Genomic DNA, 21,619 nt, shown 5'->3' with positions numbered 1-21,619 from the left:
GTTGTGGATAAACCACGGTTTACAGCTTGGCGATGGACACTTCGGTGGATTTTACGAAGGCAATCACTTCGCTGCCGACCACCAGTTCCAGCTCTTTGACCGAGCGGGTGGTGATGACGGAGGTCACGATGCCTGACGCGGTCTGTACGTCGATTTCAGACAGTACGTCGCCCAGTACGATTTCCTTGATGTGGCCTTTGAACTGGTTGCGAACGTTGATGGCTTTAATGGTCATGGTGTCGATTCCTGTCTTGGGATTAAAAGTGGTTTTATTGCGCCCAGCGCAGTTGCGTAGGCAGCGGTGCAACGGGTTCTGGCTCAGGTGGCGAGCCAGGCAGTGCGAGAACACGGTTCAGTACTTCGGTTTCCAGTGCAGCCAGACGGTGCGAGCCGCGTACCCGAGGGCGTTGCAGATCGACGGTGAGGTCCAGCCCCACCTGCCCGTCTTCAATCAAAATCACACGGTCAGCAATCGCGACGGCTTCGCTGACGTCGTGGGTCACCAGCAGCACGGTAAAACCATGCTGGCGCCACAGGCGTTCGATCAGGTCCTGCATTTCAATGCGGGTCAGGGCATCCAGTGCGCCCAGCGGTTCGTCGAGCAGCAGCAAGCGCGGCTGGTGGATCAGGGCGCGGGCCAGGGCCACACGCTGTTTTTGCCCGCCCGACAGTGCTGCTGGCCATTCATTGGCACGTTCGGCCAGGCCCACTTCTTCCAGTGCCTTGAGCGCTTTGGGGCGCCAGTCACCTTTAAGGCCAAGGCCTACGTTATCGATGACTTTTTTCCAGGGCAGCAGGCGCGCCTCCTGAAACATCAGTCGCGTGTCTTCACGGGCCGCTTGCAGCGGGGCGCTACCGGCCAGCAATTGGCCTGCGGTGGGTTGATCGAGCCCGGCCAGCAGGCGCATCAGGGTGCTTTTGCCGCAACCGCTGCGCCCGACGATGGCGACAAATTGCCCCGCCGGGATGTGCAGATTGATATCTCGCAGCACCAGCCGCTCGCCGAAGGCTTTTTGCAGGCCGTTGATGGCCAGCGGGATGCCCTGGCGCAAACGTGGAGGTTGTTGAGCTGTCATGCTGCACCGCCTTTAACGACTTGATACGCCGGGTGCCAGCGCAACCAGATGCGCTCCAGACCACGGGCTGCGGTATCGGCCAGCTTGCCGAGCACGGCGTACAAAACAATTGCCAGCACCACCACGTCGGTTTGCAAGAACTCCCGGGCGTTCATCGCCAGGTAGCCGATGCCGGAGCTGGCGGAGATGGTTTCGGCCACGATCAACGTCAGCCACATAAAGCCCAGGGCAAAGCGCACGCCCACCAGGATCGAAGGCAGCGCCCCCGGCAAGATCACCTGCCAGAACAGGCTGAAACCGGACAACCCGTAGTTGCGCGCCATCTCGACCAGCGCCGGGTCGACGTTGCGGATGCCGTGATAGGTGTTGAGGTAGATCGGGAATAAAGTCCCCAGTGCTACCAGAAATATCTTCGCCGACTCATCGATACCGAACCACAGGATGACCAGCGGAATCAGCGCCAGGTGCGGCACGTTGCGGATCATTTGCACCGAGCTGTCGAGCAGGCGTTCGCCCCACTTCGACAGGCCGGTGATAAAGCCCAGCGCCAGGCCGATGCTGCCGCCGATGGCAAAGCCCAACCCGGCACGCCAGCCGCTGATGGCCAGGTGTTTCCAGATTTCGCCACTGCGAACCAGCTCGATCCCGGCCGCGATCACGGCGCTGGGAGCGGGCAGGATGCGTGTCGACAACCAGCCCGCCGACACGGACAGCTGCCACACCGCCAGCAGCAACACAGGCAAGGCCCAGGGCGCAAGGGTGTGACCGATTTTATTGAGGCCCAAGGCCTTGCCTGAACTCATGGCGACTTCAGCTCTGCGACGCAGCTTTAGGGAGAATGTCATTGGCGACCATTTCGCCAAACGGGCTTACGTAACTTGCGCCTTTTGGCAGTTCCGGACGTTCGATATCCAGGTGCGGAAACAGCAGTTCAGCCACGCGGTACGACTCTTCCAGGTGCGGGTAGCCGGAGAAGATGAACGTGTCGATGCCCAGATCGGCGTATTCCTGAACCCGTGCAGCCACGGTTGGGCCGTCACCGACCAGTGCCGTGCCGGCACCGCCACGCACCAGGCCCACGCCGGCCCACAGGTTGGGGCTGACTTCAAGGTTGTCGCGGCTACCGCCATGCAGGGCGGCCATGCGTTGCTGGCCGACCGAGTCGAAGCGCGACAGCGAGGCTTGAGCGCGGGCGATGGTATCGTCGTCCAGGTGCGAAATTAGCTTGTCGGCGGCTTTCCAAGCCTCTTCGTTGGTTTCACGCACAATCACGTGCAGACGAATGCCGAAGCGTACGGTGCGCCCCAGCTTGGCGGCCTTGGCACGTACCTGTTCGATTTTTTCGGCGACGGCGGCCGGTGGCTCGCCCCAGGTCAGCACCATTTCAACTTGTTCGGCAGCCAGGTCTTGCGCAGCTTCCGACGATCCACCGAAGTACAGCGGCGGGCGCGGTTGCTGGATTGGCGGGTAGAGCAATTTCGCGCCTTTGACGGTGATGTGTTCGCCGTCGTAGTCCACGGTTTCGCCTTCGAGCACACGACGCCAGATGCGGGTGAATTCCACCGAAGCCTGATAGCGCTCTTCGTGGCTGAGGAACAAACCATCACCGGCCAGCTCTTCGGGGTCGCCGCCGGTTACCAGGTTAAACAGCGCGCGGCCACCAGACAGACGGTCCAGGGTCGCGGCCTGACGTGCCGCCACGGTGGGCGAAACAATGCCCGGGCGCAGTGCCACCAAAAATTTCAGACGCTGGGTCACGGGGATCAGCGCTGCCGCTACCAGCCATGAGTCTTCGCACGAACGCCCTGTCGGAATCAGCACCCCGCCAAAGCCCAGGCGGTCTGCGGCCTGTGCGACTTGTTGCAGGTAACCGTAGTCAACGGCACGAGCGCCTTCGGAGGTGCCAAGGTAATGGCCGTCACCGTGGGTAGGCAGGAACCAGAAAATATTGAGGCTCATGGAGTGGTCTCCTAAATGGGGGCAGCAAGCGTTAGTTGGCTTTGGCCAGATTGGCCGGGGGCGTCCAGATCACGTCTTTCACAACGAGCGGCTTGGGAATCAGCTTGAGCTGGTAAAAACTGTCGGCAATTTTTTGCTGGGCGTTGACCACTTCGGGGGTCAAGAACTGCGCGCCGTAGCCTTGGCGTTTGACCGCCGTGAGGGTGATTTCTGGTGACAAGCCCAGCAGCGGCGCGACTTGTTCGGTCACGTCTTCAGGGTGGGCTTTGGCCCATTCGCCAATGTTGCGCACTTCATCGACCAGGGTTTCGATCACCTTGGGATGCTGTTCGGCGTACGGCTTGGTGGCCAGATAGAACTGGTGGTTGTCGGCGATGCCGCTGGCGTCACGCAGGGTGCGCGCTTGCAGCTGTTGTTCGGCCGCGGCCTGGTACGGGTCCCAAATCACCCAGGCATCGACACTGCCACGCTCAAACGCCGCGCGGGCATCGGCAGGTGGCAGGAACACGGTCTGGATATCGGTGTATTTCAGGCCCGCATCCTCAAGGGCTCGCACTAACAGGTAGTGAACGTTGGAGCCTTTGTTGAGTACGACCTTTTTGCCTTTCAGGTCTTTGACCGAGGTGATCGGTGAGTCCTTGGGCACCAGAATCGCTTCACTGGTCGGGGCTGGCGGCTCGTAGGCCACGTAGAGCAGGTCGGCGCCTGCTGCCTGGGCGAAAACAGGCGGGGTTTCACCGGTTACGCCGAAGTCGATGGAGCCTACGTTCAGGCCCTCAAGCAGCTGCGGGCCACCGGGGAATTCAGTCCATTGCACGTCAACGCCCTGCTCGGCCAAACGCTTGTCCAGCGTGCCTTTAGCCTTGAGCAGCATCAGCGTGCCGTATTTTTGGTAACCGATGCGCAAGGTATCGGCTTGAGCCTGGGTAACAGCGCTGAAGGACACAGCCGCAGCTAACAGTGCGACCAGACCACGACGCAAAATGACAGGGCGCATGGCGCTCTCCTTTTGAGGTTCGAGATTCGGGTAGCACCTGCCGAGCCGTTAGCGGATCAGTAAGGTGAAGGGTGATGCTTTATCTGTGGGAGCGAGCCTGCTCGCGATTCAGGCGATGTATTTTTCTAATACACCGCAGCGATCTTTTCGCGAGCAGGCTCGCTCCCACAGTTGAGTAATGTGTTGGCTCAGATACTCCAGCGAGCCGTGACCAGGCGCTCGTTGAGGATGCTGGGGTCCAGTGGCTTGGGGCGGCGTGCCAGAGCGCTGTAAAACTGCTCAAGCGATTCGTTCATACGCTGTTCCAGCACCGGCACCAGTTGCGCGGGTGCGCCGCCTTCGCCGTAAGCAATCTGGCTGTCTTCGGCAAAAATGCCGTGCAGCATTTCCTGGGCCTTGAGCGCCGACAGTACGGGCTTGAGTGCGTAGTCCACGGCCAGCATGTGGGCGATGCTGCCACCGGTGGCGATGGGCAACACCACTTTGTGGCTCAGGGCACGTTCGGGCAGCAGGTCGAGCACGGTTTTCAGTGCGCCGCTGAACGAGGCTTTGTAAACCGGAGTCGCAATCACCAGGCCGTCGGCGTTTTCAATTTGCTGCAGCAGGTCGATAATTTTTGGGCTGTCGAAACGTGCGTGCAACAAGTCCTCGGCCGGAAAATCCCGTACCTGATAACTCACCACTTCGACGCCTTGCTGGTTGAGCCAGCGTTTGGCGTGATCCAGCAACACTCCCGAACGGGATCGTTGGCTTGGGCTTCCTCCGAGTGTCACGACCAGCATCTAGGCGTTTCCTTGAATGAATTTGTGCAATTCGCTGTCAGCGTTTTCGCTTGAGTGAATAGACCTTAACAGGTGATTTATATATCTATAAATCATATTTATTCATTTGTTTATTCTTAAAATGCATATGCGATTGTGTTAAACGAAACGCAAAAAAAAGGCCGTCGAAACGGCCAGAAACCCTGCTGAAGACACTGGTTGTGTGGGAGCGGGCTTGCTCGCGATGGGATCGCTGCGGTGCATCTGAAAAACCGCAGCGCCTTGATCGCGAGCAAGCCCGCTCCCACAAGGGATGACATTCACATTACTTATTGGGCTGCGGCGTGAGGCGCAAGTAGGGCTTCACGGCGCGGTAGCCCTTGGGGAAGCGTTTCTTGATCTCGTCTTCGTCCTTGAGCGAGGGCACGATCACCACGTCGTCGCCGTCCTGCCAGTTGGCCGGGGTCGCTACCTTGTAGTTGTCGGTCAGTTGCAGCGAATCGATCACCCGCAGGATTTCGTTGAAGTTGCGCCCGGTGCTGGCCGGATAGGTGATGGTCAGGCGGATTTTTTTGTTCGGATCAATCACGAACAACGAGCGCACAGTCAGGGTGTCGCTGGCATTGGGGTGGATCAAGTCGTAGAGGTCGGACACTTTACGGTCGGCATCGGCCAGGATCGGGAAGTTGACTACGGTGTTTTGGGTTTCGTTGATGTCTTCGATCCACTTGTGGTGCGAGTCCACCGGGTCTACCGACAGCGCGATGGCTTTGACGCCACGCTTGGCAAACTCATCCTTGAGCTTGGCGGTAAAGCCCAGTTCGGTGGTGCACACCGGTGTGAAGTCGGCCGGGTGCGAGAACAACACCCCCCAGCTGTCGCCCAGCCATTCATGGAAGTGAATCTTGCCAGCGCTGGAATCCTGTTCGAAATCGGGGGCGATATCGCCGAGTCTGAGGCTCATGGTGCAGCTCCTTTTTATAGGGAATGGCAGGGCGTGATGGCTTTACTCTGCCTGCGTCACGAGCTAATTAAAAAGAATAAATATCGATTTAGTTAGGTCATAAAGGAATATTAAAAACTGTTTCATTGGACGCAACAAAGCCCCGGGTCCACTCTGGACTCAGGTTTAGGCAAGGGGAGCGGCAGGGAGCTGCGACATTTGAATGTGTTGCGAATTGACCGTTCAGGTCTTCGGTAAACACCCTGCCCGGCATTGCGCCGGGCAGGATTTTTCTAACCTTTGATCTACAACCGGCTTACAGCAACGGGATCGAGTAGCTGACGATCAGACGGTTTTCGTCCTGGTCGCGCTGGCTGGCAATGTCGTTGCGCCACATGGCGTTTTTCCACATGAAGCCCAGGTTTTTCAGCGTGCCTTCCTGGATAACGTAAGCCACGGTGATATCGCGTTCCCATTCGGAAGCGCCATTGCTGGTCTGCACACGGTTGGCGTTGTAGGTGTCGATGTTATCGCCACGCAGGTAAACCGCGCCCGCCGTCAGGCCAGGAACGCCCACTTTAGCGAAGTCATACGAGTAGCGTGCCTGCCAGGTACGTTCGCCAGCACGGGCAAATTTCGAGATCTGCATGTCGGTCGGGATGTAAGCCGACGCGCCGTCGCCCTGGTTCAGGAACGGGAAGTCGCTGCTGCCGTTGCTGACCTGGTAACCGCCACCGAAGGTATGACCTTCAACGGTGTACAGGAACAGGCCGCTGATCAGGTTGTTATCAACCTTGCCCTTGCCGCTGGCTTGGCTCTGATAACTGCCGGTGGTGTAGTAATCAGGATCGTTACCGTTCTTGCCGTCGTCGGAGCTGTTGAAGTAACGCAGGTCAGATTTCAACACACCCGGGCCGATGGACCAGTTGTGAACCAGACCCAGGAAGTGTTGCTTGTAGAAATCTTCCAGGTTGCCGTAGTAGTACTGCAGCAACAGGTCTTTGCTGAGTTTGTAGTCCACGCCGCCGTAGTAGAACTTGTTAACGAACTTGCCGGTGTTGTAGTTCGAGCCACCGTTGGCGCCTGCAATCGACAGGCCTTCGTTGTTGCTGGAGTTACGACCCTTGGCGTGTTCGATCTGGCCGCCGGTGAAGGTCAGGTCCTTGAACTCGCTGGAGGTGATCTGGCCACCCTGGAAGGTTTGCGGCAGCAAACGACCGTCGTTGCTGACGATAACCGGCAGTTTTGGCTGCAGGGTACCGATGCGCAGTTCGGTCTGGGAAATCTTGGCTTTGGCGGTCAGGCCCAGGCTGGAGAAATCGTCTACAGCATGGTTGCCGTCGCTTGGGAATACCGAGCCGCCAGCATTCAGACCGGTTGGGTTGCCGTGTTTGGCAGTGCTGGAGTCAAGCTTGACGCCCAGCAGGCCAATGGCGTCCACACCAAACCCGACTGTGCCCTGGGTGAAACCCGAGGTGAAGTCCAGCTGGAAGCCTTGGCCCCACTCAGCGGTGTAGTTGGAGTTTTTCGGCGCACCCGAATCACGGTTGTCGTTGTTGATGTAGAAGTTACGCAGTTTCAGCGTGGCCTTGCTGTCTTCAATGAAGCCAGCAGCGCTTGCTTGTTGTGCCAACAACCCTACGGCCACAGCGATGGCCAAGGTGGACTTGTTCATTGTGTTGCTCCTTTGCGTTTCTAATTTTTGTATTTCTTTAGCCCCGGATCTGATGTCTGGGTGCTTCAGATGCGCGATTAGCGCCAGACGGTGACTGGCAAGTCAATCGTAACCAATCGTGTCTACGACCTTTGTCTAGTCTTCCGTCGTTTGTGCGCAGATTAATGGCTATTTTATAAACCTAAAAAGAATTATTTCTAACCTTTTCAGATCAAACAGGCATAAAGAAGGATATTTCCTACGCGCACGAATAGGAATGCTATCGGTCTTTCGTCTAATTCCTAAACATAATTTCATGAATCTTTTAATAGCGTTTGGTTCTTAAACCCTTGACCCGATCACATCCGGGTCAAAAGGCCGTATCAGTTGGTGAACGATTACGGCTGGAGAGGTGGCGGAACTACATAAGCTAATGCTTAAAAGTTATTTATTTAGTGTTTCTTAGATCATTTAACCTCGCATTCTGCCGATATCCGGCCGCCTGCCGAGGAGCTTCCTGATGAAACTGCATTCTCCCCTACGCCTATTGGCTGCTCTGTCTCTGGCGGGTGCCAGCTTCTTTGCGCAGGCTGCCAGCACGGATGTCACCGTGGCTTACCAAACCACGGTGGACCCGGCGAAGGTCGCCCAGGCCGATGGTGCTTACGAGAAAGCCACGGGCGCCAAGATCAACTGGCGCAAGTTTGATAACGGCGCCGACATCATTGCCGCCATCGCCTCGGGGGATGTGCAGATTGCTTACCTGGGCTCTAGCCCGCTGACGGCCGCGGTGACTCGCAACGTACCGGTTGAAACCTTTTTGATCGCCACCCAGCTGGGCGGCTCTGAAGCCTTGGTCGCCCGCGATGGTTCGGGGATCAACGGCCCGCAGGATCTGGTCGGCAAAAAAGTGGCCGTACCCTTTGTGTCCACCGGCCATTACAGCCTGCTGGCCGCGTTGAAACACTGGAACATCGACCCTTCGAAAGTACAGATTCTGAACCTCGCACCACCGGCCATCGTGGCTGCCTGGAAGCGTGGCGATATCGATGCCACCTACGTGTGGGACCCGGCATTGGGCACGGCCAAGGAAAACGGCAAGGTGCTGATCACCTCGGGTGAGCTGGGCAAGCTCGGCGCACCGACTTTTGATGCCTGGATCGTGCGCAAGGACTACGCCGCCAAGCACCCTGAAGTGGTCAAGCAGTTCGCCAAGGTGACGCTGGACGCCTACGCCGACTACCACAAGGATCCAAAAGCCTGGCTGGCCAATCAGAGCAACATCGACAAAGTGGTGAAGCTTTCGGGCGCCAAGGCAACGGATATCCCTCTGCTGCTGCAAGGCAACGTGTACCCGCTGGCCGCAGATCAGGTCGTGTTGTTGGGCGCACCCACTACCAAAGCCCTGGCCGACACCGCTGCTTTCTTGAAAGAGCAGAAAAAGGTCGACGCTGTACTGCCGGACTACGCGCCGTCGGTCAACGCCACTTTTGTTACTCAATAATCAACGCCGCTGAGGAGTCGACCGTCATGGCCTTGTTATCGCTGGAGCGCATCAGCGCACAGTACCCAGGCGCCGCTGAGCCGGTGCTGTCGGACATTTCCGTCAGCCTGGGCCCTCAACAACTGCTGGTCGCACTCGGCCCGTCGGGCAGCGGTAAAACCTCGTTGCTGAATTTGATTGCAGGCTTTGTGGAGCCCAGCGGGGGTCGAATTACTCTGGATGGCGCTCCGGTTCAAGGCCCCAGTGCCGAGCGCGGGGTGGTGTTTCAGGACGACGTGCTGCTGCCGTGGCAAGACGTGTTGGCGAACGTAGCCTTTGGCCTTGAGCTGGCCGGTGTGCCGCGCAACAAACGTGAAGACCGGGCGCGTGAAATGCTGGCGCTGGTGGATTTGTCCGGCTTTGAGAGTCGCCGGGTGTGGGAGCTATCGGGCGGGCAAAAACAGCGCGTGGGCCTTGCCCGTGCTTTGGCTGCCGACCCGCGCGTGCTGCTGATGGATGAACCGTTCGGTGCGCTTGACGCTTTTACCCGTGAGCAGATGCAAGAGCTGCTGCTGCAAGTGTGCCGCCGCACTGACAAACCCGTTTTCCTGATTACCCACGACATTGAAGAAGCGGTGTTTCTGGCCACGGATTTGATCTTGTTGGCGCCTAACCCGGGTCGCATTGTTGAACGGCTGACCCTGGATTTTGGCCAGCGCTACAACGCGGGCGAGTCTGCCCGCTCGATCAAGTCCGACCCTCGTTTTATCGAAACCCGTGAACATGTGCTTGAGCGCGTGTTTTCACAACGCGGTGCCGCCCAGCGGCAGGAGCGCGCATGAGCAGTTATGAAGCCGTTACTGGCGCCCCCATTGCTGTGCCCCACGCACCGCGCCCGGTTAAACGCAGCCTGAGCACGCGCTGGATCAGCGTCCTGACCCTCGTCACTCTGATCGCCGTCTGGTGGGCTGTCACTGCGGGCGGGTGGATCGAGCCGCTGTTTTTGCCACCGCCCTCTGCCGTGCTGCAAAAAGGCTGGTTGCTCGCGACCGCTGGCTATATGGACTCCACCCTGTGGCAACACCTGGGCGCGAGTTTGAGCCGTATCGGGCTGGGGCTGGGCTTTGCGATTCTGACGGCAGTGCCGGTGGGTATCGCCATTGGTCATAACCGGATTGCGCGGGGGATTTTCGACCCGCTGATCGAGTTCTACCGCCCGATTCCGCCATTGGCCTATTTGCCGCTGATCGTGATCTGGTGCGGCATTGGCGAGTTGTCGAAAGTATTGCTGATTTACCTGGCGATTTTTGCCCCGATTGCCATTGCTACCGCGACGGGCGTACGCACGGTCGACCCGGCCAAAGTGCGTGCGGCGCAGTCGTTGGGCGCCACGCGCTGGCAGCTGATTCGCCATGTGATTTTGCCGAGTGCCTTGCCGGATATTTTGACCGGAGTACGCATTGGTCTGGGCGTGGGGTGGTCGACCCTGGTGGCCGCCGAGTTGATCGCCGCCACCAGTGGCCTGGGCTTCATGGTGCAGTCCGCCGCGCAATTTCTGGTCACCGATGTGGTGGTGCTGGGGATTCTGGTGATCGCCATCATCGCCTTTGCCATGGAAATGGGCCTGCGCGCCCTGCAACGCAAGCTGGTGCCGTGGCACGGCCAGGCTCACTAATTAACAGAACTCGACGCTGATTAATCGGCGCGCTGATAAAGAGACAGATCATGAGCCTGACCATTACCCCGATTAGCTCTGCCCTGGGCGCCCAGATTGACGGCGTCGACCTGACTCAACCCCTGAGCCTTGAGTACCGTGATGCCATCGAGCAAGCGTTGTTGGCGCATCATGTGGTGTTCTTCAGGAATCAGTCGATTACGCCCCAGCAGCAGGCACGTTTTGCCGCCAACTTCGGCGATCTGCATATTCATCCGATTTATCCCAACGTGCCGGAGCAGCCAGAAGTGCTGGTGCTGGACACGGCCGTGACCGACGTGCGCGATAACGCGGTGTGGCACACCGACGTAACCTTTTTGCCGACGCCGGCCATGGGCGCGGTATTGAGTGCCAAGCAACTGCCAGCCTTTGGTGGCGATACGTTGTGGGCGGCCGGAATCGCCGCGTTTGAAGGGTTGTCCAGGCCGCTGCAGGTGCTGCTGGAGGGGTTGACGGCCACTCACGACTTCACCAAGTCGTTCCCGCTGGAGCGCTTTGGATCGACCCCGGAAGATTTGGCACGTTGGGAACTCACCCGTAAAAACAATCCGCCCCTGTCGCACCCGGTGATTCGCACGCACCCGGTAAGCGGGCGTAAATCGCTGTTCGTCAACGAAGGTTTCACCACGAAGATCAACGAACTTTCAGAGGCTGAAAGTGAAGCGATCCTCAAGCTGCTGTTCGCCCATGCCACCCGCCCGGAATACACCATTCGCTGGCGCTGGCAGGAAAATGACGTGGCTTTCTGGGACAACCGCGTGACCCAGCATTACGCCGTGGACGACTACCGCCCCAATCGCCGTGTGATGCATCGTGCGACCATTTTGGGTGATGCGCCGTTCTGAGCCGCTCATCCACTTCTGTGGGAGCGGGCTTGCTCGCGATTCAGGCGGTGCGGTCTCTCGATGAACCGAGTCGATGCAATCGCGAGCAAGCCCGCTCCCACAAAGGCAATCTCACAAGAGTGGATGCAGGCTTACGGTCAGGTGTTTGACGGGCTTACACGTTTCGGCAAAAAAGTCGGCAAGTACAGTCCCAGATAAGCATCCACCACGCGCATCCCTTCTTCGGCCATGCGCGGGGTGATGCAGTCGTGCAATTGAATCGAACGCGCATACACGCGGTCACCCAACTCCATTGCCAGGGCAAATACGTCGACGTCCTGTGGCAGTGCTGGCAGCTCAAAATGACGCATGAATACGTCATGCAGCAGTTGGCCCAGTTCAAGGTCGTGCTGGCGGTCGGCCTGAGTGACTTCGGTGAGACCATGCTGGGCCAGGATGAGTTGTCGGGCCGCTGCATCTTCGCTGTAGATCGTCAGCATGCGCTGCTCAACGATGCGCGACAGATCCCCCCAACCATTGAGCGCGTCATGCTCAATCGGCGCCTGCAGGCAGGCGCGGAACGCGGCGTGTACATCACCAGTCAGCGCTTCGAGGAGCGCGGGCACTCCCGCAAAAAAGTGATAGACCGATGACGGCGGGATTTCAGCGCGTTCGGCCACGCTGTAAATCGACAGGCTGGACACCCCTTCTTCTGCCAGCAGTGTGCGGGCAGCAGTGAGTATTGAATCGATCCGCAGCTGACTGCGAGCGCGTGACTTTCGAGGTGTGGCAAGGCGCGTCATGGGTGTCTCCTGCGGGGCAGTGCGCATTGTACGACCCTGGCGGCCATAAAAAAACGCCGCAGGCGGTGAGGCCTGCGGCGTTCTTTTGGACTGCAATCGCTTACACGGTATGCAAGTACCAGTTGTATTCGAGGTCGGAGATGGAGTGTTCAAACTCTTCCAGCTCGCTCTCTTTACAGGCGACAAAAATATCGATGTATTTCGGGTCGATATATTTGGCCATGACTTCGCTGTCATCCAGCTCACGCAACGCATCGCGCAGGTTGTTTGGCAGGCTTTGCTCGTTCTGCTCGTAGCTGTTGCCTTCGACAGGTGCGCCCGGCTCGATCTTGTTGGTCAGACCGTGGTGAACGCCGGCCAGTACAGAGGCCATCAACAGGTACGGGTTGGCATCGGCACCGGCAACCCGGTGTTCGATACGGACCGAGTCGGACGAGCCAGTGGGGACGCGAATCGCCACAGTACGGTTGTCCAGGCCCCAGCACGGCGAGTTCGGCACGTAAAACTGTGCGCCGAAACGACGGTAGGAGTTGACGTTCGGGCAAAGGAAGGCCATCTGCGCTGGCAGGGTCTCCAGCACACCGCCGATCGCATGACGCAATGCGGCGTTCTGCTCGGGATCCTCGCTGGCAAAAATATTTTTGCCCTCTTTGTCCAGAATCGATATGTGAACGTGTAGTCCGTTGCCCGCCTGGCCCGGGTAAGGCTTGGCCATGAACGTGGTGTCCATCTCATGGTCGTAGGCGATGTTTTTGATCAGACGCTTGAGCAGTACCGCGTAGTCGCAGGCCTTGATCGGGTCGGCAACGTGGTGCAGGTTCACTTCGAACTGCGCCGGGGCACTTTCTTTGACGATGGCGTCAGCCGGGATGCCTTGCTCTTTGGCACCTTCCAGAATGTCCTGGAGGCAGTCGACGTATTCATCGAGGTCGTCGATCAGGTAAACCTGAGTCGAGTGCGGACGTTTGCCGGAGATCGGCGAACGTGGAGGCTGTGGGCGACCGTTAACGTTCTCCTGGTCAATCAGGTAGAACTCCAGCTCGAAAGCCGCGCAGATGGTCAGGCCCATTTCGTCAAACTTGGTAACAACTTGGCGAAGTACTTCACGTGGATCGGCGAAGAATGGTTCACCTTCAAGTTCGTGCATGGTCATCAGCAGTTGCGCGGTTGGGCGCTTTTGCCACGGCTCGTTGCACAGGGTGTCGGGGATGGGATAACAGATTCTGTCTGCGTCACCGATATCCAGACCCAGACCGGTGCTTTCCACCGTTGAGCCGTTGATATCAAGGGCAAATAGAGAGGCCGGCAGGTTGATGCCTTTCTCGTAGACCTTGTGCAGGCTGGTGCGTTCGATGCGCTTACCGCGCACCACACCATTCATATCCGCAATGAGAAGGTCTACGTACAGAACCTCAGGATGATCCTTAAGGAACGCGTTCGCTTCGTTAAGCTGAACGGCACGCGGGGGTACCGACATGATGCAACACCTTTGTTGTTAAAAATATCAATCATTGAGCGCTACGGGATTCAGTCAACCCGAACGGCATACCGAAGTCAAGCAGCCTCTTTTTTGCCCTGAAAAAGCGCCTAAAGGCCATTTTTGACGCTTTTTGGGGCGTGTTTGCCCTGTTTCAATTGTTGCCGACCGCAGGCTTGAGCGGGCCGTGTTGTATTTTTTACGGGGGTGTTGTGTAAAAAAATGAACAAGGCTAAGCTCGATTCAAACCCATAACAGCAATAATACCGGGGTGTTACATGTCACGCCTGCCGTTAATCGGCGTTACCGCCTGCACCAAGCAGATCGGTTTGCATCCTTATCACATCACTGGCGATAAGTACGTGCGAGCAGTTGCAGTGGCTGCCAAAGGCTTGCCTCTGATCATTCCGTCCCTGGCGGAACTGATTGATCCGACCGATATTCTTGACGGTCTGGACGGCATCCTCTTTACCGGGTCGCCCTCCAATATTGAACCCCATCTTTATAGCGGTTCGGCCAGCGTGCCAGGCACGCTGCATGATCCTGACCGTGATCGCACTACCCTCCCCTTGATTCGTGCTGCACTGGCGGCTGGCGTTCCGGTGCTCGGCATTTGCCGCGGCTTTCAGGAGTTGAATGTAGCTCTGGGTGGCTCACTTCACCAGAAATTGCACGAAGTCGAAGGCTTTATTGAGCATCGCGAAGATCCCAGCGCCCCGGTTGAAGTGCAATACGCGCCGAGCCACGCCATGCACGTTCAACCCGGCGGCATCCTGGCAGGCCTGGGCTTGCCGGCGGAGTTCGAGGTCAATTCGATTCACACCCAGGGCATCGACCGTGTAGCGCCGGGCCTGCGGGTTGAAGCGATTGCCCCGGACGGTCTGGTTGAGGCGGTGTCGGTGGAGGGCGGCAAGGCTTTTGCTTTAGCGGTTCAGTGGCACCCCGAATGGCAGGTAAGCTCTAACCCGAATTATCTCGCCCTCTTCCAGGCATTTGGAGATGCCTGCAGAAGGCGCGCAACACAACGCGACGCGGATGCGTCAGTAAACGCCTGACTTATTCAAGTCAGGACACTCAGCCCAGAGGCATTTATGAGTAACAACCTCGACCAGCTCACCGATTGGTTGAAAGACCACAAGATCACAGAAGTCGAATGCATGATCGCCGACCTCACCGGGATTACTCGCGGGAAGATTTCGCCGACCAACAAGTTCATTGCTGAAAAAGGCATGCGCCTGCCCGAAAGCGTCCTGCTGCAAACCGTAACGGGCGACTATGTCGAAGACGACATCTATTACGAGCTTCTGGACCCGGCCGATATCGACATGATCTGCCGTCCTGACCAGAACGCAGTGTTTATGGTGCCGTGGGCGATTGAGCCCACCGCTCAGGTGATTCACGACACCTACGACAAGCAGGGCAACCCGATTGAGTTGTCGCCGCGCAACGTGCTTAAAAAGGTCCTCAAACTCTACGCCGACCACGGCTGGCAGCCGATTGTGGCGCCAGAAATGGAGTTTTACCTGACCAAGCGCAGCGACGACCCGGACTATCCGTTGCAGCCGCCGATTGGTCGCTCCGGTCGCCCTGAAACCGGTCGTCAGTCTTTCTCTATTGAAGCGGCCAACGAATTCGATCCGCTGTTCGAAGACGTTTATGACTGGTGCGAGCTGCAAGAGCTGGATCTGGACACGCTGATCCACGAAGACGGCACGGCGCAGATGGAAATCAACTTCCGTCACGGTGATGCACTGTCGCTGGCCGATCAGATTCTGGTGTTCAAGCGCACCATGCGCGAAGCCGCGCTCAAGCACGACGTAGCCGCCACCTTCATGGCCAAGCCCATGACCGGTGAGCCTGGCAGCGCCATGCATTTGCACCAGAGCATTATCGACATCAACACGGGCAAAAACATCTTCTCCAATGAAGACGGGACCATGAGCCAGTTGTTCCTCAATCACATCGGCGGGTTGCAGAAGTTCATTCCAGAGCTGCTGCCACTGTTCGCGCCGAACGTGAACTCCTTCCGCCGCTTCCTGCCGGACACCTCGGCACCGGTTAACGTGGAATGGGGCGAAGAGAACCGTACCGTGGGGCTGCGTGTGCCGGATGCAGGCCCGCAAAACCGCCGGGTTGAAAACCGTTTGCCGGGCGCCGACGCCAACCCGTACCTGGCCATTGCGGCCAGCTTGCTGTGTGGCTACATCGGTATGGTCGAGGGCATCAACCCGAGCGCACCAGTAGTGGGCCGTGGTTATGAGCGTCGTAATTTGCGTCTGCCTTTGACCCTCGAAGAGGCATTGGCCCGCATGGAAAGCAGCAAGACTGTCGAGAAGTACCTGGGCACCAAGTTCATTGCAGGCTACGTGGCCGTCAAACGTGCCGAGCATGAAAACTTCAAGCGCGTCATCAGTTCGTGGGAGCGGGAATTCCTGCTGTTCGCCGTCTGACACGCCGAGGGGCTGCGCCTTGGAGGCGCGCCCCTCCTCTACTGAATAAAAGGAGAGCTGTATGACTAACAAGAACCCGCAAACCCTTCAATGGCAACAACTGAGTAACGATCACCACCTGGCACCATTCAGCGACTTCAAACAGTTGAAGGAAGTTGGCCCACGCATCATCACGCACGCCAAGGGCGTGTATCTGTGGGACAGCGAAGGTCACAAGATTCTCGACGGCATGGCCGGCCTGTGGTGTGTTGCCATCGGTTATGGCCGTGACGAGCTGGCTGAAGCCGCCAGCAAGCAAATGCGCGAACTGCCGTACTACAACCTGTTTTTCATGACCGCGCACCCGCCGGTGCTCGAGCTGTCCAAAGCCATCGCCGAGATCGCGCCTGAAGGCATGAATCACGTGTTCTTCACCGGCTCAGGCTCTGAAGGCAACGACACCATGTTGCGTATGGTTCGCCACTACTGGGCGATCAAGGGCCAGCCCAACAAGAAAACCATCATCAGCCGCAAAAACGGCTACCACGGTTCCACCGTGGCCGGTGCCAGCCTGGGCGGCATGACCTACATGCACGAACAGGGCGACTTGCCGATCCCGGGCATCACCCACATCGCTCAACCGTACTGGTTCGGTGAAGGTGGCGACATGTCCCCGGAAGAGTTCGGCATCTGGGCAGCCAATCAGCTTGAAGAAAAAATCCTCGAGCTGGGCGTCGACACTGTCGGTGCCTTTATTGCCGAGCCGATCCAGGGCGCGGGCGGCGTAATTGTGCCGCCAGCCACCTACTGGCCGCGCATCAAGGAAATCCTGGCCAAGTACGACATTCTCTTTGTTGCCGATGAAGTGATTTGTGGTTTTGGTCGCACTGGCGAGTGGTTCGGTAGCGATTTCTACGACCTTAAGCCGGACATGATGACCATCGCCAAGGGCCTGACCTCGGGCTACATCCCGATGGGTGGCCTGATCGTGCGCGACGAAGTGGTTGCCGTGCTCAACGAAGGTGGCGATTTCAACCACGGCTTCACCTACTCGGGTCATCCGGTAGCGGCAGCAGTGGCACTGGAAAACATCCGCATCCTGCGCGAAGAAAAAATTATCGAGAAGGTTCACGCCGAAACGGCACCGTATTTGCAAAAGCGTTTACGTGAACTGAACGATCACCCGTTGGTGGGCGAAGTGCGTGGTGTAGGCCTGTTGGGCGCCATTGAACTGGTGCAGGACAAAGCCACCCGCAAACGTTACGAAGGCCGTGGTGTTGGCATGATCTGCCGCCAATTCTGCTTCGCTAACGGTCTGATCATGCGTGCCGTCGGCGACACCATGATCATCTCGCCGCCACTGGTGATCAGCAAAGACGAGATCGACGAACTGGTGACCAAGGCGCGTAAGTGCCTGGATCTGACCTTGGAAACATTGCAAGGTTAACTGCTAGGCTTTGGGCGCAAGACAACTTCGGTTTTAAAGTAGGCAATTGCGCTCAGGGCCTTAAGAATCAAGGCTCTTTCCTTGAAAGCCTGCCCCAGATCTTGCCAGACTAGCCTCCGGCTTTAGTCACCTTGAGATCAGGTCGCTGAATCGGTGGTTTAAAAGAACAATTGGAGCATTACAGATGACGGCATCCGGATTTAAAAAAGCTGGCAAGACACTTCTCGCTCTCTCCTTGATGGGTGTGATGGCTGGGGCAGCTCAAGCTGCGGACAAGGTTCTGCACATTTACAACTGGTCCGATTACATCGCGCCTGACACCGTTAAAAAATTCGAAGACCAAACCGGAATCAAGGTGGTCTACGACGTGTTCGACAGCAACGAGACCCTTGAGGCCAAACTGCTGGCGGGCAAGTCCGGCTACGACATCGTCGTGCCATCCAACAATTTCCTGGCCAAGCAGATCAAGGCCGGGGTTTACCAGGAGCTGGACCGTTCCAAGCTCCCTGACTGGAAAAACCTCGATCCTGCGTTGCTCAAGGCCGTTGGCGATGCCAGCGACAAAGACAACAAACATGCGTTCCCCTACATGTGGGGCACCATCGGTATTGGCTACAACCCTGAGAAGGTCAAGGCTGCTTTGGGCGTCGACACCATCGATTCCTGGGACGTGCTGTTCAAGCCCGAGAACGCTGCCAAGCTCAAGAGCTGCGGCATAAGCTTCCTCGATTCGCCGACCGAAATGATCCCGGCCGCCCTGCACTACCTGGGCTACCCGACTGATTCCCAAGACAAGAAGCAACTGGCTGAAGCCGAAGCGCTGTTCTTGAAAATTCGTCCTTCGGTTGGCTACTTCCACTCCTCCAAGTACATCTCCGACCTTGCCAACGGCAACATCTGTGTCGCGGTGGGTTACTCGGGTGACCTTGAGCAGTCCATCTCCCGTGCCAAAGAGGCCGGCGACAAGGTCAAGCTCAAGTACGTGATACCTAAAGAAGGTGCTGGCAGTTTCTATGACATGGTCGCCATTCCCAAGGATGCCGAGAACGTTGACGCCGCTTACGCCTGGATGAATTTCCTGATGCAGCCAGAAATCATGGCCGAGATCACCAACAGCGTGCGTTTCCCGAACGGTAACAAGGCTGCAACGCCACTGGTGAATAAAGACATCTCTGGCGACCCGAGCATTTACCCGTCCGATGAAGTGAAGGCCAAGCTGTACGCAATCAGCGATTTGCCGCCTACAACGTTGCGTTTGCTGACGCGCAGCTGGACCAAGATCAAGTCCGGTAAATAACCAAGCGCTGTGTAGTCGCTGCCGAAGGCTGCGAAGGGTTGCGTAGCAACCCGTTGTCCCAAAGGCCCCGCGATCCCCTCGCAGCCTGAAGCAGCGGCTACAAAATTTGGTTTAAACGGATACAAATCAGGGCTTTACGGTAATTAATCGCGGAAAACTTTGCTGTGTCGGTTTATCGAGGGTAAGTTGCGCGCCGGTTTTGTCTTTGGCGGTTCGACTGCCGTGTGACGCGGGCAACTCAGGCCCACCTATTTAGAGGACCATCACGTGTCTATATCTTTGTTTCGCAAGACCTTGTTGGTCGGGGCCGGTTTGACGCTCGCCGTCAGCGTGCAAGCGGCACCTACGGTGCATATTTACAACTGGTCGGACTACATCGCGCCGAACACGCTGGCTGATTTTGAGGCCGCTACCGGCATCAAGCCCGTGTATGACGTCTTCGATTCCAACGAAACCCTGGAAGGCAAACTGCTGGCCGGGCGTACCGGTTATGACGTGGTCGTGCCGTCTAACCATTTCCTGGGCAAGCAGATCAAGGCGGGCGCGTTTCAGAAGCTCGACTTGTCGCAGCTGCCGAACTATTCCAACCTCGACCCGGCCTTGCTCAGGCGCCTTCAGGCCAATGACCCGGGTAACCAATATGCAGTGCCGTATCTGTGGGGCACCAATGGCATTGGGTACAACGTCGATAAAGTCAAAGAAGCACTGGGCGTCGATAGCATCGACTCCTGGGATGTGGTGTTTAAACCCGAGAACATGAAGAAGCTGTCCAAGTGCGGCGTAGCCTTCCTGGATTCGGCTGATGAAATGCTGCCAACCGTACTCAATTACCTGGGCCTGGATGCCAACAGCACCAACCCCAAGGACTACAAAAAGGCAGAAGCAACCCTGATGTCGGTGCGTCCATACGTCACCTACTTCCACTCTTCCAAATACATCTCCGACCTGGCCAACGGCAACATCTGTGTTGCGATTGGCTTTTCCGGTGATGTGTTCCAGGCCAAGGCGCGTGCCGAGGATGCAAAAAAGGGCGTGAACATCGCCTACATCGTGCCCAAGGAAGGCGGCGCCCTGTGGTTTGACATGCTGGCCATCCCCAAGGACTCCGGCAACGTCAAGGAGGCCCACACGTTCATCAACTACTTGCTCAAGCCTGAAGTGATTGCACAGGTCAGCGACTATGTCGGTTACGCCAACCCCAATCCTGCGTCCGACAAGGTGATGGATGAGTCCATTCGCAGCGATGAAGCGGTTTACCCCACTCAGGCGGTGCTGGACAAGACATACGTCTCAACCGAGTTGCCTGCGAAAATACAGCGTCTGATGACGCGTACGTGGACCAAGGTCAAGACGGGCAAGTAATCTCGCAAGACCACCTATCCAAGGCCCGACTATCTGGGTTGGGCTGCTAAATTTGTTGGGAGTTTCGTAATGGCTGTTGCCTCCGGCGCCTATAAGAAAGCCCTCGAGGGCGACCAGACACCTAAAAAGGTGCTGGTCAAAATCGACCGGGTCACGAAAAAATTCGACGAGACGATTGCCGTGGACGATGTGTCCCTGGAAATCAACAAGGGTGAAATTTTCGCCCTGCTCGGTGGATCGGGATCGGGCAAATCTACTTTGCTGCGCATGCTCGCCGGTTTCGAGCGCCCAACTGAGGGTCGTATTTTCCTCGATGGTGTAGACATCACTGACATGCCGCCCTACGAGCGGCCGATCAACATGATGTTCCAGTCATACGCGCTGTTCCCGCACATGACCGTGGCCCAGAACATCGCTTTCGGCCTCAAGCAGGACAAAATGTCCAATGCCGAGATCGATGCCCGCGTGGGCGAAATGCTCAAGCTGGTGCACATGAGCCAGTATGCCAAGCGCAAGCCCCATCAGTTGTCCGGTGGTCAGCGTCAGCGTGTGGCCCTGGCCCGCTCACTGGCCAAGCGCCCGAAACTGCTGCTGCTCGATGAGCCGATGGGCGCACTGGACAAAAAACTGCGCTCGCAGATGCAGCTTGAGCTGGTGGAAATCATCGAGCGCGTCGGCGTGACCTGCGTCATGGTGACCCACGATCAGGAAGAGGCCATGACCATGGCCCAGCGCATTGCCATCATGCACCTGGGCTGGATTGCCCAGATCGGTAGCCCGATCGACATCTACGAGACACCGGTCAGCCGTCTGGTGTGCGAGTTCATTGGCAACGTCAACCTGTTCGACGGTGAAGTGGTCGACGACGCTGAAGGCTATGCGCGCATCAAGTGCCCGGAACTGGAGAACGACATTTACGTCGGTCACGGTGTAAGCACTTCGGTGGAAGACAAACACACCACCTACGCCATCCGCCCGGAAAAAATGCTCGTCACCACCGAGAAACCGGCGTGTGAGTACAACTGGTCGCGCGGCAAGGTGCATGACATCGCCTACCTGGGCGGTCACTCGGTGTTTTACGTTGAACTGCCGAGCGGCAAGCTGGTGCAGTCCTTTGTGGCCAACGCCGAGCGCCGTGGCGCGCGTCCTACCTGGGATGACGAAGTCTACGTGTGGTGGGAAGACGACAGCGGCGTGGTACTTCGCTCATGAACATGCGAAAGCTTAAACGCCGACTGCAACGAATAACCCCCGGTGGCCGTCATGTGGTCATCGGGATTCCATTCCTGTGGCTGTTTTTGTTTTTCATGCTGCCGTTCTTCATTGTGTTGAAGATCAGCTTTGCTGAAGCCGACGTCGCAATCCCGCCGTATACCGAGATCTACAGCTACGT

20 protein-coding genes and 1 pseudogene are annotated in these 21,619 nt (G+C 57.6%); 11 read left to right on the top strand and 10 right to left on the bottom strand.

From position 1 onward, the window contains the following. Positions 1-19: 19 nt before the first annotated feature. The 8 genes from TU76_RS20845 to TU76_RS20810 form a co-directional block, all read right to left on the bottom strand. Complete coding sequence (locus tag TU76_RS20845; RefSeq protein WP_003444581.1) at positions 20-235, bottom strand: TOBE domain-containing protein; 216 nt, start codon at positions 233-235, stop codon at positions 20-22. 34 nt (positions 236-269) lie between these two features. After that, a complete protein-coding gene (ssuB, locus tag TU76_RS20840; protein ID WP_048352442.1) occupies positions 270-1,076 on the bottom strand; it encodes an aliphatic sulfonates ABC transporter ATP-binding protein in 807 nt (268 codons plus the stop codon). Beyond that, positions 1,073-1,879, bottom strand: a complete 807-nt coding sequence (gene ssuC, locus TU76_RS20835) for an aliphatic sulfonate ABC transporter permease SsuC (protein WP_019828603.1) — start codon at positions 1,877-1,879, stop codon at positions 1,073-1,075. Before ssuC ends, ssuB begins: the two co-directional genes overlap by 4 nt. A 7-nt stretch (positions 1,880-1,886) precedes the next feature. After that, positions 1,887-3,035 carry an FMNH2-dependent alkanesulfonate monooxygenase gene (gene ssuD, locus TU76_RS20830; RefSeq protein WP_019828602.1) on the bottom strand — a complete coding sequence of 383 codons (1,149 nt, stop codon included), beginning with the start codon at positions 3,033-3,035 and terminating at the stop codon, positions 1,887-1,889. A gap of 31 nt (positions 3,036-3,066) precedes the next feature. Next, a complete protein-coding gene (locus tag TU76_RS20825) occupies positions 3,067-4,032 on the bottom strand; it encodes a sulfonate ABC transporter substrate-binding protein (RefSeq protein WP_048352441.1) in 966 nt (321 codons plus the stop codon). 188 nt (positions 4,033-4,220) lie between these two features. Next, complete coding sequence (ssuE, locus tag TU76_RS20820; RefSeq protein WP_019828600.1) at positions 4,221-4,814, bottom strand: NADPH-dependent FMN reductase; 594 nt, start codon at positions 4,812-4,814, stop codon at positions 4,221-4,223. Between the two features lie 304 nt (positions 4,815-5,118). Next, positions 5,119-5,757 (bottom strand): peroxiredoxin, encoded by a 639-nt coding sequence (locus TU76_RS20815; RefSeq protein ID WP_019828599.1) that lies wholly within the window; start codon positions 5,755-5,757, stop codon positions 5,119-5,121. Positions 5,758-6,052: 295 nt separating this feature from the next. Further along, positions 6,053-7,411, bottom strand: a complete 1,359-nt coding sequence (locus TU76_RS20810) for an OprD family porin (RefSeq protein WP_048352440.1) — start codon at positions 7,409-7,411, stop codon at positions 6,053-6,055. Between the two features lie 499 nt (positions 7,412-7,910). Here TU76_RS20810 and tauA point away from each other — a divergent pair, with 499 nt between their 5' ends. From tauA to tauD, 4 genes are read left to right on the top strand one after another with little or no spacing between them, the layout of a single operon-like run. Beyond that, a complete protein-coding gene (gene tauA / locus TU76_RS20805; protein WP_019828597.1) occupies positions 7,911-8,894 on the top strand; it encodes a taurine ABC transporter substrate-binding protein in 984 nt (327 codons plus the stop codon). 26 nt (positions 8,895-8,920) lie between these two features. Continuing rightward, complete coding sequence (gene tauB / locus TU76_RS20800; protein WP_019828596.1) at positions 8,921-9,715, top strand: taurine ABC transporter ATP-binding subunit; 795 nt, start codon at positions 8,921-8,923, stop codon at positions 9,713-9,715. Further along, positions 9,712-10,548, top strand: coding sequence for a taurine ABC transporter permease TauC (gene tauC / locus TU76_RS20795; protein WP_046808796.1), 837 nt, complete (start codon positions 9,712-9,714; stop codon positions 10,546-10,548). The genes tauB and tauC overlap by 4 nt, the downstream gene beginning before the upstream one ends. Positions 10,549-10,598: 50 nt before the next feature. Beyond that, on the top strand, positions 10,599-11,432 hold the full coding sequence (gene tauD, locus TU76_RS20790) for a taurine dioxygenase (RefSeq protein ID WP_019828594.1): 834 nt from the start codon (positions 10,599-10,601) through the stop codon (positions 11,430-11,432). A gap of 137 nt (positions 11,433-11,569) precedes the next feature. On the opposite strand, the gene TU76_RS20785 is transcribed toward tauD, so the two are convergent. Together TU76_RS20785 and TU76_RS20780 are read right to left on the bottom strand one after the other, a co-directional pair. Then, positions 11,570-12,214, bottom strand: coding sequence for a TetR/AcrR family transcriptional regulator (locus TU76_RS20785; protein WP_019828593.1), 645 nt, complete (start codon positions 12,212-12,214; stop codon positions 11,570-11,572). Between the two features lie 100 nt (positions 12,215-12,314). Then, positions 12,315-13,691 (bottom strand): glutamine synthetase family protein, encoded by a 1,377-nt coding sequence (locus tag TU76_RS20780; protein WP_019828592.1) that lies wholly within the window; start codon positions 13,689-13,691, stop codon positions 12,315-12,317. Between the two features lie 278 nt (positions 13,692-13,969). On the opposite strand from TU76_RS20780, the gene TU76_RS20775 reads away from it, so the two are divergent. The 7 genes and pseudogenes from TU76_RS20775 to TU76_RS20745 all read left to right on the top strand — a co-directional run. Further along, entirely contained in the window at positions 13,970-14,746 is a 777-nt protein-coding gene (locus tag TU76_RS20775; protein ID WP_046808799.1) for a gamma-glutamyl-gamma-aminobutyrate hydrolase family protein, read from the top strand. Between the two features lie 36 nt (positions 14,747-14,782). Continuing rightward, positions 14,783-16,141 carry a glutamine synthetase family protein gene (locus tag TU76_RS20770; RefSeq protein ID WP_019828590.1) on the top strand — a complete coding sequence of 453 codons (1,359 nt, stop codon included), beginning with the start codon at positions 14,783-14,785 and terminating at the stop codon, positions 16,139-16,141. Between the two features lie 61 nt (positions 16,142-16,202). Further along, positions 16,203-17,567: an aspartate aminotransferase family protein gene (locus tag TU76_RS20765; RefSeq protein WP_048352439.1), complete on the top strand. Its 1,365-nt coding sequence runs from the start codon at positions 16,203-16,205 to the stop codon at positions 17,565-17,567. A 184-nt stretch (positions 17,568-17,751) separates the two neighbouring features. Next, entirely contained in the window at positions 17,752-18,864 is a 1,113-nt protein-coding gene (locus TU76_RS20760) for a polyamine ABC transporter substrate-binding protein (RefSeq protein ID WP_019828588.1), read from the top strand. 267 nt (positions 18,865-19,131) lie between these two features. Further along, positions 19,132-20,226, top strand: a complete 1,095-nt coding sequence (locus tag TU76_RS20755; protein ID WP_048352438.1) for a polyamine ABC transporter substrate-binding protein — start codon at positions 19,132-19,134, stop codon at positions 20,224-20,226. Positions 20,227-20,295: 69 nt separating this feature from the next. Further along, complete coding sequence (gene potA, locus TU76_RS20750; RefSeq protein WP_046808802.1) at positions 20,296-21,438, top strand: polyamine ABC transporter ATP-binding protein; 1,143 nt, start codon at positions 20,296-20,298, stop codon at positions 21,436-21,438. Beyond that, a pseudogene (locus TU76_RS20745) lies at positions 21,435-21,619 on the top strand (putrescine ABC transporter permease PotH); the annotation flags it as partial. The gene potA and the pseudogene TU76_RS20745, both read left to right, overlap by 4 nt.

It is taken from the genome of Pseudomonas psychrophila (genome assembly GCF_001043005.1).
Taxonomy (GTDB): Bacteria; Pseudomonadota; Gammaproteobacteria; order Pseudomonadales; family Pseudomonadaceae; genus Aquipseudomonas; species Aquipseudomonas psychrophila.
Note: the sequence above shows the minus strand (reverse complement) of the source record. Positions and strands in the feature narration are given on the sequence as shown.

Coding starts and splice junctions, on each gene's coding strand:
- ssuD (WP_019828602.1), bottom strand. CDS start 3,035: ATGAGCCTCAATATTTTCTGGTTCCTGCCTACCCACGGTGACGGCCAT.
- tauA (WP_019828597.1), top strand. CDS start 7,911: ATGAAACTGCATTCTCCCCTACGCCTATTGGCTGCTCTGTCTCTGGCG.
- TU76_RS20825 (WP_048352441.1), bottom strand. CDS start 4,032: ATGCGCCCTGTCATTTTGCGTCGTGGTCTGGTCGCACTGTTAGCTGCG.
- tauB (WP_019828596.1), top strand. CDS start 8,921: ATGGCCTTGTTATCGCTGGAGCGCATCAGCGCACAGTACCCAGGCGCC.
- TU76_RS20765 (WP_048352439.1), top strand. CDS start 16,203: ATGACTAACAAGAACCCGCAAACCCTTCAATGGCAACAACTGAGTAAC.
- ssuC (WP_019828603.1), bottom strand. CDS start 1,879: ATGAGTTCAGGCAAGGCCTTGGGCCTCAATAAAATCGGTCACACCCTT.
- potA (WP_046808802.1), top strand. CDS start 20,296: ATGGCTGTTGCCTCCGGCGCCTATAAGAAAGCCCTCGAGGGCGACCAG.
- tauD (WP_019828594.1), top strand. CDS start 10,599: ATGAGCCTGACCATTACCCCGATTAGCTCTGCCCTGGGCGCCCAGATT.
- TU76_RS20780 (WP_019828592.1), bottom strand. CDS start 13,691: ATGTCGGTACCCCCGCGTGCCGTTCAGCTTAACGAAGCGAACGCGTTC.
- TU76_RS20760 (WP_019828588.1), top strand. CDS start 17,752: ATGACGGCATCCGGATTTAAAAAAGCTGGCAAGACACTTCTCGCTCTC.
- TU76_RS20845 (WP_003444581.1), bottom strand. CDS start 235: ATGACCATTAAAGCCATCAACGTTCGCAACCAGTTCAAAGGCCACATC.
- tauC (WP_046808796.1), top strand. CDS start 9,712: ATGAGCAGTTATGAAGCCGTTACTGGCGCCCCCATTGCTGTGCCCCAC.
- TU76_RS20810 (WP_048352440.1), bottom strand. CDS start 7,411: ATGAACAAGTCCACCTTGGCCATCGCTGTGGCCGTAGGGTTGTTGGCA.
- ssuE (WP_019828600.1), bottom strand. CDS start 4,814: ATGCTGGTCGTGACACTCGGAGGAAGCCCAAGCCAACGATCCCGTTCG.
- TU76_RS20815 (WP_019828599.1), bottom strand. CDS start 5,757: ATGAGCCTCAGACTCGGCGATATCGCCCCCGATTTCGAACAGGATTCC.
- TU76_RS20775 (WP_046808799.1), top strand. CDS start 13,970: ATGTCACGCCTGCCGTTAATCGGCGTTACCGCCTGCACCAAGCAGATC.
- TU76_RS20785 (WP_019828593.1), bottom strand. CDS start 12,214: ATGACGCGCCTTGCCACACCTCGAAAGTCACGCGCTCGCAGTCAGCTG.
- ssuB (WP_048352442.1), bottom strand. CDS start 1,076: ATGACAGCTCAACAACCTCCACGTTTGCGCCAGGGCATCCCGCTGGCC.
- TU76_RS20770 (WP_019828590.1), top strand. CDS start 14,783: ATGAGTAACAACCTCGACCAGCTCACCGATTGGTTGAAAGACCACAAG.